We start from the raw sequence: 13,611 nt of genomic DNA, 5'->3' as shown, positions 1-13,611 counted from the left end.
ATAATAACGCCCCCAAGCAATTTCGTCAATTGGCATAGACGAATTAGATGGAAATAACTATCGCGCCTGCCCTGCCCTGGCCTGTCCAGCACTTTCCTGCTTAAGCGCTGACTTTATCGGCAATGCGGCGCGCCATCGACTCGGCCTTGTCCTTATGCTTGGCTTCCACCATGACGCGTATCAACGGTTCGGTGCCCGAAGCGCGGATCAGCACGCGGCCCGTGTCGCCCAATTCGGCCTCGACCATTTCTTTCTCGGCCACCATGGCGGCATTTTTCTGCCAGTCGAAACCGGGCGCTACGCGCAGGTTGATCAGGGTTTGCGGGAACAGCACCAGCTCAGCCAGGCACTGCTGCAGGTTCTGGCCGCTGCGCTTGAGTGCGGACAATACTTGCAGCGCGGAGACGATGCCATCGCCCGTCGTGTGGCGGTCCAGGCACAGCAAATGGCCGGAGCCTTCGCCGCCCAGTATCCAGCCCTTTTCCTGCATGACTTCCAGCACGTAGCGGTCACCTACCTTGGCGCGTGCAAAGCCGATGCCCTGCTGCTTGAACAGCACTTCCAGCGCCATATTCGTCATCAGGGTGCCCACGGCGCCAGCCACGGGGCCCGTCGCCAGGCGATCCTTGACCATCACGTACAATAACTCGTCGCCGTTATACAAACGCCCCGTGGCATCGCACATGATCAGGCGGTCAGCGTCGCCATCGAGGGCGATACCGAGATCAGCGCCATGCTCGACAACAGCGGCAGCCATGGCCTTGGTTGCCGTGGCGCCAAAGCCCGCATTGATATTGAAGCCATCGGGCTTGTTGCCGATGGCAATAACTTCCGCACCCAACTCATGAAACACGTGCGGCGCGATATGATAAGCGGCACCATGCGCGCAATCGACGACGATCTTCATGCCACGCAAGTCCAGCTCGTTCGGGAAGGTGCTCTTGCAAAATTCGATGTAGCGGCCCTGGGCATCGTCCAAGCGCTTGGCGCGGCCCAGCTTGTCCGATGGCACGCAGGCCATCGGTTCGTCGAGTGTCGCCTCGATTTCCAGTTCCACGCTGTCGGGCAGCTTGCTACCCTGGGCGGAAAAGAACTTGATGCCATTGTCATGGTAGGGATTGTGCGAGGCGGAAATGACCACCCCGGCCGACAGGCGCAGCGCCCGCGTCAGGTAAGCGATCGCCGGCGTCGGCATGGGGCCGGCCAGCATCACGTCAACGCCAGCGGCCGACAGGCCCGCTTCCAGCGCCGCTTCCAGCATGTAGCCGGAAATGCGTGTGTCCTTGCCAATCAACACTGTCGGGCGCACCTTGCCACCTTGCGACTTGGCCAGCACCTTGCCGGCCGCATAGCCGAGGCGCATGACGAAATCGGGGGTGATCGGAGCCGTGCCCACCAGACCGCGGATGCCATCGGTGCCAAAATATTTACGCGTCATCGTATTTCTCTTTTTGTTGTTTATGATAAATTTTACAAGATTAATGTGACATGCGCCAGACCTTCAATGCATCGACGGTTTCAGCCACATCATGCACACGGATAATTTCTGCGCCTTGCGCTACCGCAGCTAGCGCCCCGGCAACACTACCGGCCAGGCGCTGCTCCACGGCACGCCCAGTAACGGCGCCTATCATCGACTTGCGCGACAGCCCCGCCAGCACCGGCAAGCCCAGTTCGCTGCGCAACTGGCGCGTGGCGCGCAGCAGGGCGTAGTTCTGCTCCACCGTCTTGCCAAAGCCGAAGCCGGGATCGACGCACAGGCGTTCACGATCGATGCCCGCTGCCGTCATCGTCTCGACGCGTTCGTGCAGGAAGGCAATCACTTCGCGTACCACATCGTCATACTGGGGCTGGTCCTGCATGGTTTGTGGCACGCTTTGCATGTGCATGATACACAGCGCGCAGTCGCTGCCCTGCACCGCCTCGATGGCGCCAGGCGCGCGGAAACCATTGATGTCATTGATCATGTCGGCGCCCGCCAGAATCGCTTCGCGCATCACTTGCGGTTTATAAGTATCGACCGACAGCGGCTTGCCACAGTCGCGCAAAGCGTACAGCACCGGCATAACGCGCTGCAACTCGTCCTGCAGCGGCAAGGGCGGCGCGCCGGGGCGACTCGATTCGCCGCCGATATCGATGATATCAACGCCATCGAGCATCATCTGCTCGGCGCGCGAGAGGGCAAATTCCAGGTGCTGATACTGGCCTGCATCGGAAAATGAATCGGGTGTGATATTCAGGATGCCCATCACCAGCGCCTGCGTGCCCTGCAGGTTGAAGCCGAAACGGCCGAATTGCAAATAGTGTCGCATGTAACTCTTTTTAGTCGTCAGGAAAAATTTGCAGCGGCAACGAAAAAGGGCAAGGATCGCTCCTTACCCTTTCATACAACACGCCGCCGCTCAAGCGGCTGGCGCTATTAAGCTGGCGCCGTCACGTTTGGCGAAATGCCACCCGTGTCGCTATCGCCCGCATTACGGCGTGGCGGGATGACTTTCGGCGGATGCGGCTCGAGGCCGGCCATGATGTCATTAATTTGCTGTGCATCGATGGTTTCCCATTCCAGCAAGGCTTTGGTCATCATTTCCACCTTGTCGCGATTACTTTCCAGCAAGTTACGCGCCAAAGCATATTGCTTGTCAAGAATATTGCGGATTTCGGCGTCGACCTTTTGCTGGGTCGCTTCCGAGATCGTCTTGGTAGCACCACCGAAGAAACCTTCGTTTTCGCTGTCTTCGTAGACCATCACGCCCATGCTGTCGGACATGCCGAAGCGGGTCACCATGGAGCGGGCCAGCTTGGTAGCGCGCGAGAAGTCATTCGAGGCACCGGTGGACATTTGTCCCACGAAAATCTCTTCGGCGATACGCCCACCGAACAGGATGGAAATCTCTTCCAGCATCTTGTCCTTGTAGGCAGACAAGTTGTCGTGTTCCGGCAACTGCCAGGTCAGACCCAGAGCCCAGCCGCGCGGCATGATCGTCACTTTGTGCACGGGATCAGCTTTCGGCAACAACTTGGCAACGACGGCGTGACCGGATTCATGGTAAGCCGTATTGCGACGCTCTTCCTCGCGGATGATCATCGACTTACGCTCAGGACCCATATAGATCTTGTCTTTCGCGTCTTCGAAGTCGGCCATTTCCACCAGTCGCTTGCTGCGGCGGGCGGCAAACAGGGCTGCCTCGTTGACCAGGTTGGCCAGGTCCGCACCCGAGAAACCAGGGGTACCACGGGCCAGGATATCGGCTTTCACATCGGTACTGATAGGTACCTTGCGCATGTGCACGTTCAAGATCTGCTCGCGGCCGCGGATATCGGGCAAGCCGACAGAGACTTGGCGGTCGAAACGGCCGGGACGCAGCAAGGCTTTGTCGAGTACATCGGCGCGGTTGGTGGCGGCCACGACGATCACACCGGAGTTCGCTTCAAAACCGTCCATCTCGACCAGCAACTGGTTCAAGGTCTGTTCGCGCTCATCATTGCCGCCGCCCATGCCGGCACCGCGGTGACGACCAACAGCGTCAATCTCATCGATGAAAATGATGCATGGCGAATGCTTTTTCGCGTTCTCAAACATGTCACGCACGCGCGAGGCGCCCACGCCGACGAACATTTCCACGAAGTCGGAACCGGAAATCGAGAAGAACGGCACCTTGGCTTCGCCGGCGATGGCACGCGCCAGCAGGGTTTTACCCGTGCCCGGCGGACCGACCATCAGCACGCCGCGGGGAATGCGGCCACCGAGTTTCTGGAACTTGCTCGGGTCCTTGAGGAAGTCGACCACTTCGTTGACTTCTTCTTTCGCTTCGTCGCAACCGGCGACATCGGCAAAGGTCACGGTGTTGCTGGCTTCATCCATCATGCGTGCCTTCGACTTGCCGAACGAGAATGCCCCGCCCTTGCCGCCGCCTTGCATCTGACGCATGAAAAACACCCAGACGCCGATCAACAGCAGCATGGGGAACCAGGATACAAAAATAGTTTGCAGGAACGACGCTTCCTCTGGCGGGCGCACATCGAAATGCACGCCGTTGTCGCGCAAGTCGCCAATCAAACCCTTGTCGAGGCTGGTGGCGGTGGTACGCACCTTGGTATCGTCCATCAGCTTGGCGGTGATCGACGAACCTTCGATCACAACATCCTTGACGCGCTTGGCTTTGACTTCATCCAGTAAATCGGAATAAGCGATGGCCTTGCTGCCGCCTGTGGCGCCATGACTGTCGAATTGCTTGAACAGCATAAACAACAGCAGCAATACGACTACCCAGATGGCAGATTTGGAAAACATGTTATTCACGAAGACTCCTTGGATGCAGTGCGCATCTCTTTACCAATAGCTAGAAACACGATTTTACTCGCAATAAGCGGGCCGTGCCAAAGCCCGCCGATTCGTGCGCGCGAAACAACGCGCACACATGAAAAATGCAGTATAAACAATTTAGGCTTTTAAGCCATCAGACGCTACTGCACTTCTCGTTCCCATGTGCGGATCGCCCCTTAAATATCAAGGGCCGAATCATCTTCTTGCACAGCATTTTTCAGCGGATTCTTGATTCCTCGCCCCATCAGGAAGATTTCTGACGATTTATCGCGGCTGGCCTTGGGTTTTTTCTGCACCACGACCTTGAATTCAGCGCGGAATTTCTCCACGATCTGGCTGAAACCCATGTCCTTGAAGCATTTCACCAACAGCACGCCCGATGGTTTCAGGTGCAATTGCGAAAATTCGAGAGCCAGGTCAATCAAGTGTTCCATGCGCGCCGCATCGGCCGTGGCGATACCCGACAGGTTGGGCGCCATGTCCGACAGAACCAGGTCGACCTTGCGTCCTTGCAACACCACTTCCAGCTGGCGCAATACGCGCGCCTCGCGGAAGTCGCCCTGGATAAAATGAAAATCGGCGATTGGCTCCATTTCCAGCATATCGAGGCCAATCAGGGTACCATTAACACCGCCGCCATCCTTGCCGGCCAGTTTGCGCCGCGCGTACTGGGCCCAGCTGCCAGGAGTACACCCAAGGTCGACAATGACCTGGCCAGGTTTGATCAGTTTTTCGTCTTCATCGATTTCTTTCAGCTTGTATGCTGCCCGGGCGCGGTAGCCCTCTTTTTGCGCTAACTTCACATAAGGATCATTTATGTGGTCGTGCAACCAGTTTTTGTTTAATTTCTTCTTTGCCATTCGCGTAGAATACTGCTTTTAAGGGAATTACTAAATATTATTATGCTAAAACTTACACCCGTAGAGCGCAGCGCACTGCGCGCCGAAGCACACGCGCTGAAGCCTATCGTCATCATTGGCGAAGCGGGCTTGACACCTGCTGTGCTCAAAGAGATCGACCTTGGCCTGGATTCGCACGGTCTGATTAAAGTCCGCGTGTTCGGCGATGACCGCGAAGCCCGCGTCGGAATGTACGATACGATTTGCGGCAATCTCGGCGCCGCCCCGGTACAACATATTGGCAAACTGCTGGTAATCTACCGTCCGAAAAAAGAAGTGGTTAAGGAGAAGGTCAGCGCCGGCAAAGGCATGCGCGAAGTGACCATCGTCAAGGCCAGCGCCAGCGGCACCAAGCGCCCTAGCGTGACGAAAGTCATGATCAAGGGCAATGAGCGCGTTACCGAAGGCGGTTCCATCAAGCGTGCCAAGCCACGTCAGAAAAGCGCCAAGAAAAGCGCACTGGGCAGCAAGTAAGCCTGTTCACCCGGCAACCGCAAGGCTGCCGGGCTTGAAACAAGAAGCGGAGCACGGGATTTCCCCTGCTCCGCTTTTTTATTGCCGCTACGGCATTTGTCGGATTACGCGTGGCCTACGGCCTCGCTAATCCGACCTACGTATTGTCATGTAGGTCGGATTAGCGCCGAGCGCGTAATCCGACAAGCACGGCAGCGATTATTGCTGTTTCCAGATCAATACGCCCGCCAGCAAGCTCTGCACGGCAAAGATCAGGGTCGATACGCCATGCAGCATGCCGAAACGGCTACGCATGGCTTCGTCCATGATACCCGATGAACCCTGCGCTTGCGCCTTGAGCGCGGCCATCAGGGGCGTGATGCCGAAATGGCTGAGCAGCGCACACACCAGCATAGACAGCACCAGCGCGGCCAGCAGACGGCGGCGCTTGAGCTCCAGCGCGCCCGCACCCCATTGCAGCAAGGCCAGCAGCACTACGGCGCAGGCGAAGGACAACCAGGCTTCGGCGCGGAACATGCTGCCGGCGATATTACCCGCCAGCACACGGTCGCTCAGGGTGCCAAACAGCGTGGGCGCCACGATGAAACCGATGGTCCACAAACTGCCAGCCCACAGGGTGGCAACCAGGAGGCGCAGGCGGCTCAGCATCAGATATACAGTACTTCCAGAATTTCGTATTCGCGCGGGCCAGACGGCGCCTGCACTTCCACCACGTCGCCGGCGTACTTGCCGATCAGCGCGCGGGCGATCGGCGACGTGACGGACACTTTATTCTTTTTCAGGTCGGCTTCATCGAGACCGACGATCTGGTAGGTGACTTTCTGGCCCGACTCCAGGTCTTCCAGATTCACGGTCGAGGCAAACACCACGCGGCCTTCCGCGTCGAGCGCGGTGGGGTCGATGATTTGCGCTGCACCGAGCTTGCCTTCGAGTTCGGCGATACGCCCTTCGACGAAGGCCTGGCGTTCCTTGGCAGCATCATACTCGGCATTTTCCGACAAATCTCCGTGCGAGCGCGCTTCGGCGATCGCATCGATGACGATGCGGCGTTCCTTGGTCTTCAAATGATGCAGCTCTTCTTTCAAGAGTTCTGCGCCGTATTTGGTCAATGGGACTGAGGTCATGTTATCTCTACTATCTGCTAGTTATCGGCGCCGTTGCCCGTGTTTTATCACGCTTAACGGCTGCACCAAGTGAAAACCACAGAGGCCGCGCGCTGCTCTGCACGGAACTCTGTGGTTGATAAGCATGCAGTGTACCGCCTAACGGCGGTCACTGCAAACGCACTTAGTTCAAGGTCTTGTGCAAGCCTTGCAAATCGTACACACGCAGCTCATCCAGATGGCGGATGCCTTCGACCGCCGCTTCCGCGCCGGCGATGGTGGTGTAGGTCGTCACGCGCGAGGCCAGGGCCGAAGTGCGGATGGCCCGCGAATCGACGATGGCGCTGCGTTTTTCTTCGACGGTGTTGATCACCAGCACGATTTCATGGTTCTTGATCATGTCGACGATATGCGGACGGCCTTCGATCACCTTGTTGACTGGCGTGACGGCGATGCCGGCAGCAGCGATCACGGCGGCGGTACCCTTGGTGGCGACCACGGTGAAGCCAGACTCGACCAGGTCACGCGCCACTTGCACGGCGCGCGGCTTGTCCGACGCTTTCACACTGATGAAGACCTTGCCCGATTTTGGCAAGTTCACGCCGGCGCCCAATTGCGACTTCACGAATGCTTCGCCGAACGTCAGGCCTACGCCCATAACTTCGCCCGTCGATTTCATTTCAGGGCCGAGGATAGTGTCTACGCCCGGGAACTTGACGAACGGGAACACGGCTTCCTTGACGCTGAAATACGGCGGCACGACTTCCTGCGTGATGCCTTGCGAGGCCAAGGATTGACCGACCATGCAGCGCGCGGCGATCTTCGCCAGTTGCAAACCGGTGGCTTTCGAGACGAAAGGCACGGTACGCGAAGCGCGTGGGTTGACTTCCAGCACGAACACGACATCTTTCATCGCGCCATCGATTTCCTGCTTCTGGATCGCGAACTGCACGTTCATCAGGCCGACCACGTTCAAGCCCTTGGCCATCAGCGCCGTCTGGCGTTTCAGTTCATCAATCGTTTCTTGCGACAGCGAATACGGTGGCAGCGAGCAAGCCGAGTCGCCCGAGTGCACGCCGGCCTGTTCGATGTGTTCCATCACGCCGCCGATGAACGTCGTTTCGCCGTCGGAGATGCAATCGACGTCGCACTCGATGGCGTCGTTCAGGAAGCGGTCCAGCAGCACCGGCGAATCGTGCGACACCTTGACCGCTTCGCGCATGTAGCGCTCGAGGTCGCGTTGCTCATGGACGATTTCCATGGCGCGCCCGCCCAGCACGTACGATGGACGCACGACCAGCGGGTAGCCGATTTCCTGCGCCAGCGCCAGGGCGTCGGCTTCGGTGCGCGCGGTGCGGTTAGGCGGCTGGCGCAGTTCCAGCTTGTGCAACAGTTGCTGGAAACGCTCGCGGTCTTCGGCCGCATCGATCATGTCGGGCGAGGTACCAATGATGGGCACGCCATTCGCTTCCAGGTCCAGCGCCAGTTTCAATGGCGTCTGGCCGCCGTACTGCACGATCACGCCCACCGGTTTTTCGATGGCGACGATTTCCAGCACGTCTTCCAGCGTCAAGGACTCAAAGTACAAACGGTCCGAGGTATCGTAGTCGGTCGAAACCGTTTCTGGGTTGCAATTGACCATGATGGTCTCGTAGCCATCTTCGCGCATGGCGAGAGCGGCATGGACGCAGCAATAGTCAAACTCGATACCCTGGCCGATACGGTTCGGGCCACCGCCCAGCACCATGATCTTTTTCTTGTCGCTCGGCTTCGATTCGCACTCTTCGTCATAAGTGGAATACATATACGCCGTGTCGGTCGAAAATTCCGCTGCGCAGGTGTCGACGCGCTTGTAGACGGGACGGATGCCTAGCGCATGGCGCTGCTGGCGCACGGCCGTGTCGGTCGTCTGCAACAGGAAACCGAGGCGGCGGTCCGAGAAGCCTTTTTGTTTCAACTTGTACAGGGTGTTCTTGTCCAGCTTGTCCAGCTTCTGCGTGTCGAGCCACAGTTCCAGGTCGACGATTTCCTTGATCTGTATCAGGAACCATGGGTCGATCTTGGTCAGATTGTGCACTTCTTCCAGGGTAAAGCCCTGGGCGAACGCATCGCCCACATACCAGATACGCTCAGGACCAGGCTCGCCCAGTTCTTCTTCGATCTTTTCGCGGTCCTTGGTCTTTTCATTCATGCCGTCCACGCCCACTTCCAGGCCACGCAAGGCTTTCTGGAACGATTCCTGGAACGTACGGCCTATCGCCATCACTTCGCCGACCGATTTCATCTGCGTCGTCAGGTGGTGGTCGGCGGTCGGGAATTTCTCGAACGTAAAACGGGGGATTTTCGTGACGACGTAATCGATCGATGGCTCGAACGATGCCGGCGTGGCGCCGCCCGTGATTTCATTGCGCAGCTCGTCCAGGGTGAAACCCACGGCCAGCTTGGCGGCAATTTTGGCAATCGGGAAACCGGTCGCTTTCGATGCCAGCGCCGACGAACGCGATACGCGTGGATTCATTTCGATGACGATCATGCGGCCATCGACGGGATTGATCGAAAATTGCACGTTCGAGCCACCGGTGTCGACGCCGATCTCGCGCAGCACTGCCAGACTGGCATTGCGCATGATCTGGTATTCCTTGTCCGTCAGCGTTTGCGCTGGCGCCACCGTGATGGAGTCGCCCGTGTGCACGCCCATCGGATCGAGGTTTTCGATCGAGCAAATGATGATGCAGTTGTCCGCCTTGTCGCGCACCACTTCCATCTCGTACTCTTTCCAGCCCAGCAACGACTCTTCGATCAGCAACTCTTTCGTCGGCGACGCTTCCAGGCCGCGCTTGCAGATGGTTTCGAATTCTTCTTCGTTGTAGGCGATGCCGCCGCCGGAGCCACCCATGGTAAACGATGGACGGATGATGGTCGGGAAACCCAGCGTGCGCTGCACGGCCCACGCTTCTTCCATCGAGTGCGCCACGCCGGAACGGGCCGAACCGAGGCCGATCTTGGTCATCGCGTCCTTGAACTTGGAACGGTCTTCCGCCTTGTCGATGGCTTCCGGCGACGCGCCGATCAGCTCGACGTTGTATTTCGCCAGCACGCCATTGTTGAACAAGTCGAGCGCGCAATTGAGCGCCGTCTGGCCGCCCATCGTCGGCAAGATAGCGTCAGGACGTTCCTTGGCGATGATGCGCTCCACAACCGACCAGGTAATCGGCTCGATATAGGTGACGTCGGCCATTTCCGGGTCCGTCATGATGGTCGCAGGATTGCTGTTGACCAGGATGACTTTGTAGCCCTCTTCGCGCAGGGCCTTGCACGCTTGCGCGCCGGAATAATCGAACTCGCAGGCCTGGCCGATCACGATCGGGCCAGCGCCAATAATCAGAATACTTTTAATATCTAAACGTTTAGGCATTTTTCTTTTTCTCCTCCGCAGCCATCAAGTTGATGAAGCGGTCAAACAGGTAAGCAACATCCATCGGGCCCGGCGACGCTTCAGGGTGGCCCTGGAAGCAGAAGGCCGGCTTGTCCGTGCGGGCAAAGCCCTGCAGGGAGCCGTCGAACAGCGATTCATGGGTCACGCGGCAATTCGCGGGCAGGGTTGCCGCGTCGACTGCGAAACCGTGGTTTTGCGAGGTAATCAAGACTTGCTTGGTTTCCAGGTCTTGTACCGGGTGGTTGGCGCCGTGGTGGCCGAACTTCATCTTCAGGGTCTTCGCGCCGGAAGCGAGCGCCATGATCTGGTGGCCGAGGCAGATGCCGAAGGTCGGAATACCCTTCTCGATCAACTCGCGGGTAGCAGCAATGGCGTAGTCGCACGGTTCAGGGTCGCCGGGGCCGTTCGACAGGAAGATGCCGTCCGGATTCAACGCCAGGGCGTCGGCCGCCGTCGCTTGCGCCGGCAGCACGGTGACTTTGCAGCCGCGCGCCGTCAGCATGCGCAAGATGTTGCGCTTGACGCCGTAGTCGAAGGCCACGACGTGGTATGTCGCGTCGGCGTCGGCCAGTTGGCCGTAGCCTGCACCCAGTGTCCACTCTGTTTCGCGGTACTCGTAGGCTGCCTTGCTCGATACTACCTTGGCCAGGTCCATGCCGGCCAGGCCGGGGAAGGAACGGGCCAGTTCCAGCGCTTGCGCGGCGGATGGCTCATTGCCTTGCGTACCGACCAGGATGGCGCCGCCCTGCGCACCTTTTTCACGCAGGATGCGCGTCAGCTTGCGTGTATCGATGCCGGCGATGGCGACGATATTTTCAGCTTTCAGGTAATCGGACAGGGAGAGCGTGGAACGGAAATTGGATGCCAGCAGCGGCAGATCGCGGATGATGAGGCCAGCGGCGTGTACCTTGGAAGATTCGACATCTTCCGGATTGACGCCCGTATTGCCGATATGCGGATAGGTCAGGGTGACCATCTGGCGGCAATAGCTGGGGTCGGTAAGGATTTCCTGATACCCGGTCATGGAGGTATTGAAAACAACCTCGCCCGTGGTATGACCGGCGGCACCGATCGAAAAACCTTTAAAGATCGTTCCATCAGCAAGCGCTAATATGGCTGGAACGGCAGGGCCAGAAAAAAATGGCGGCAAGGGCAACTCCTGATAAAGTTACCGTAGCTGCGCCACGTCAGACCGACCGCCGTAGTACCCGAGCCAGATGCACTCAGGGTGTTTCAACGGTCATTTTGAATGAGGGGATGGGTAGTCGCTACGGTATATGTGTGATTGGCTAAACCTTTGAATTATAACCAAAAGGGTGCTTTTCCACAAGGAAGAAAATAGACTATGGGCGGCATTTTTTGTGCAGCAACACAAAACCGGCACCCCATGAAAAAGCCGCCCGGCTTGCGCGGTGCGGCTGCTTCATTCTTCTGGAGATGCAATTACGGTTATTACTTAAATCACCGTTGACGTCGCAACACATGGCCAAACCTACTGCGCGGCGCGCAGCAGGTTTGGCCAGCTGTTATACCAATGCGGCGATACCGGCTTTGGCGATTTGCGCATCTTCCGCCGACTTGACGCCCGAGACGCCGACGGCACCCACGTAATGTCCATCGACGACGATAGGCACGCCGCCTTCGAGCAAACCGTCGATTTCCGGCGCGCTCAGGAACGACACGCGGCCGCCATTGATCATCTCTTCATAGATGCGCGATTCGCGGCGCCCCAGCGCGGCCGTCTTGGCTTTCGATGGAGCAATGTGCGACGAGATCGGCGCCACACCATCCATGCGCTGCAGCCACAGCAAGTGGCCGCCGTCGTCGACGATGGCGATCGCGACCGCCCAGTTATTCTTGACCGCTTCCGCTTCGGCGGCGGCAGCGATTTTCTTTACGTCGTCCAGGGTCAAAATCGGTTTCGATTGCATGATGCGTCCTTGTTATGTTGTAGCAAAGTTGAAGCAAAATTGTATACGAAATGCACAGCGGCACTCGCGCTTACTGCTCGCGCCTGGCCTTCAGCTTTTGCTTAAGCTGCGCCATGACGGCAAAAGTCGCCTGCTCGCCTGCCAGGATCGCCTGATTGCGGCTGTTGAAATCGTTGCCCTTCATGCTGCCCAGGCTGGGCTGGATCACCACATCCGCATCCTTAAGCTCGAACTGGTTGATGCGCTGGCCCATGATGGCAAACGTCTGCATGATCACTTCCATCGAACTGATGGCTTTTTGCGCATCCGTTTGCGACGAGATATTCACGGCGATGATGAAGTCAGCGCCCATGTCGCGCGCAAAGCGCACGGGCACGGGAGCGACCAGGCCGCCATCGACGTAGGTGTGGCCGGCGATCGTCACGGGCTGGAACACGCCGGGCACGGCCGACGAGGCGCGCACTGCCATGCCGGTGTTGCCACGCTGAAACAGGATCGGTTGGCCATTTTTCAAATCAGTCGCCACCACGCCAAACGCAATCTTGAGTTTTTCCAGCGGCACGCCACCGACAGCCTTGTTAACATAGCTTTGCAGGGCCTCCCCCTTGAGCACGCCGGACGACTTGCCGAACAAGGGCAAGGCCCAGTCGGAAATGGCCGCCTCGTCCATGTCGAAGGCCATCTTTTGCAAGGCGAAACCGGAGTTGCCCGCCGCGTACAGGGCGCCCACCACGCTGCCGGCGCTGGTGCCGGTGACGATGTCGGCGTGGATGCCCTGCGATTCGAGCGCCTTGATCACGCCGATATGCGCAAAGCCGCGCGCCGCACCGCCGCCCAGCGCCAGACCGATCTTGATCTTGCGCGGCGGCACAACGATCGGTTCCGGTGGCGTCAATACTTGTATCGGTTTCGGCACGGTGGTATCACAGCCGGCCAGTACAAAGGCGGCCAGGGCAAGCAGGGTCAGGCGTTTAGGGAGCATAGTGGCAAAAGAAAACCGCGCGCGGCAGTGACAACAAAGGAGGGCCGATTGTAGCGCAAGCGGGGCCGCTGGCACTGAAGCGGGCCTTAAATGTTTGTGGTGACGATGAATCGACTGCCCCTTGCGACGATATGCTTGCGCCATAGCAACATCGCGCGCCAAATGCCAGCCAGCCTGGCGCAGGTGCATCACAGGTAAAGCGGAAACGCTTGACAGCCGCGTTCGACTTCCCGTACATTAAGCGCATGTCCTCTTTCAAACAATCCTCCCCTTCCCTGCTGTCGCTATCGCGACTACTGCTAGCACGCGCATAAGTTTGCCGCATTGCTTCGCCTGGCCACACGCCGGCGTGTTTCAAAAACCCTGGAAGGTTTGATGATGTTTGCACCACTCCCCGCTACACCCGTAACTTCTGCCGCGAGCGCCACCGCTGGCGCCGTTGCCCTGCTTTGCCTGCTAACA

At 58.4% G+C, this 13,611-nt stretch carries 11 protein-coding genes; 1 reads left to right on the top strand and 10 read right to left on the bottom strand.

Annotated features, from left to right (window positions below):
* Positions 1-100 precede the first annotated feature (100 nt).
* The 4 genes from glmM to ACQ4V8_RS13990 all read right to left on the bottom strand — a co-directional run bounded on the left by glmM (position 101) and on the right by ACQ4V8_RS13990 (position 5,184).
* Positions 101-1,438: a phosphoglucosamine mutase gene (glmM, locus tag ACQ4V8_RS14005; protein ID WP_010397243.1), complete on the bottom strand. Its 1,338-nt coding sequence runs from the start codon at positions 1,436-1,438 to the stop codon at positions 101-103.
* A 40-nt stretch (positions 1,439-1,478) separates the two neighbouring features.
* The gene (gene folP, locus ACQ4V8_RS14000; RefSeq protein WP_436571679.1) at positions 1,479-2,312 is read right to left on the bottom strand and encodes a dihydropteroate synthase; all 834 of its coding nucleotides are present in this window, start codon (positions 2,310-2,312) and stop codon (positions 1,479-1,481) included.
* Positions 2,313-2,419: 107 nt separating this feature from the next.
* Positions 2,420-4,300, bottom strand: coding sequence for an ATP-dependent zinc metalloprotease FtsH (gene ftsH / locus ACQ4V8_RS13995; protein ID WP_070346944.1), 1,881 nt, complete (start codon positions 4,298-4,300; stop codon positions 2,420-2,422).
* 200 nt (positions 4,301-4,500) lie between these two features.
* The gene (locus ACQ4V8_RS13990) at positions 4,501-5,184 is read right to left on the bottom strand and encodes an RlmE family RNA methyltransferase (RefSeq protein ID WP_010397239.1); all 684 of its coding nucleotides are present in this window, start codon (positions 5,182-5,184) and stop codon (positions 4,501-4,503) included.
* 42 nt (positions 5,185-5,226) lie between these two features.
* Between ACQ4V8_RS13990 and ACQ4V8_RS13985 the strand changes: the two genes are divergently transcribed.
* Positions 5,227-5,697 carry a YhbY family RNA-binding protein gene (locus ACQ4V8_RS13985; RefSeq protein ID WP_010397237.1) on the top strand — a complete coding sequence of 157 codons (471 nt, stop codon included), beginning with the start codon at positions 5,227-5,229 and terminating at the stop codon, positions 5,695-5,697.
* Positions 5,698-5,895: 198 nt separating this feature from the next.
* Here the strand turns inward: ACQ4V8_RS13985 and ACQ4V8_RS13980 are convergent, their stop codons facing one another.
* From ACQ4V8_RS13980 to ACQ4V8_RS13955, 6 genes are all read right to left on the bottom strand, one after another.
* On the bottom strand, positions 5,896-6,345 hold the full coding sequence (locus ACQ4V8_RS13980) for a DUF4149 domain-containing protein (protein WP_010397235.1): 450 nt from the start codon (positions 6,343-6,345) through the stop codon (positions 5,896-5,898).
* The gene (gene greA / locus ACQ4V8_RS13975; RefSeq protein ID WP_010397233.1) at positions 6,345-6,821 is read right to left on the bottom strand and encodes a transcription elongation factor GreA; all 477 of its coding nucleotides are present in this window, start codon (positions 6,819-6,821) and stop codon (positions 6,345-6,347) included. Before greA ends, ACQ4V8_RS13980 begins: the two co-directional genes overlap by 1 nt.
* Before the next feature lie 163 nt (positions 6,822-6,984).
* Positions 6,985-10,215: a carbamoyl-phosphate synthase large subunit gene (gene carB, locus ACQ4V8_RS13970; protein ID WP_010397231.1), complete on the bottom strand. Its 3,231-nt coding sequence runs from the start codon at positions 10,213-10,215 to the stop codon at positions 6,985-6,987.
* Complete coding sequence (gene carA / locus ACQ4V8_RS13965) at positions 10,208-11,386, bottom strand: glutamine-hydrolyzing carbamoyl-phosphate synthase small subunit (RefSeq protein ID WP_050855896.1); 1,179 nt, start codon at positions 11,384-11,386, stop codon at positions 10,208-10,210. The genes carB and carA overlap by 8 nt, the downstream gene beginning before the upstream one ends.
* 376 nt (positions 11,387-11,762) lie before the next feature.
* Entirely contained in the window at positions 11,763-12,167 is a 405-nt protein-coding gene (locus ACQ4V8_RS13960) for a GlcG/HbpS family heme-binding protein (RefSeq protein ID WP_010397228.1), read from the bottom strand.
* A gap of 70 nt (positions 12,168-12,237) precedes the next feature.
* Positions 12,238-13,149 carry a patatin-like phospholipase family protein gene (locus ACQ4V8_RS13955; protein WP_010397226.1) on the bottom strand — a complete coding sequence of 304 codons (912 nt, stop codon included), beginning with the start codon at positions 13,147-13,149 and terminating at the stop codon, positions 12,238-12,240.
* Positions 13,150-13,611: the final 462 nt, after the last annotated feature.

The sequence above is a fragment of the Janthinobacterium paucivorans genome (assembly GCF_051380805.1).
GTDB classification, from domain to species: Bacteria; Pseudomonadota; Gammaproteobacteria; order Burkholderiales; family Burkholderiaceae_D; genus Janthinobacterium; species Janthinobacterium lividum_D.
This window is presented reverse-complemented; position numbering and strand designations above follow the sequence as displayed.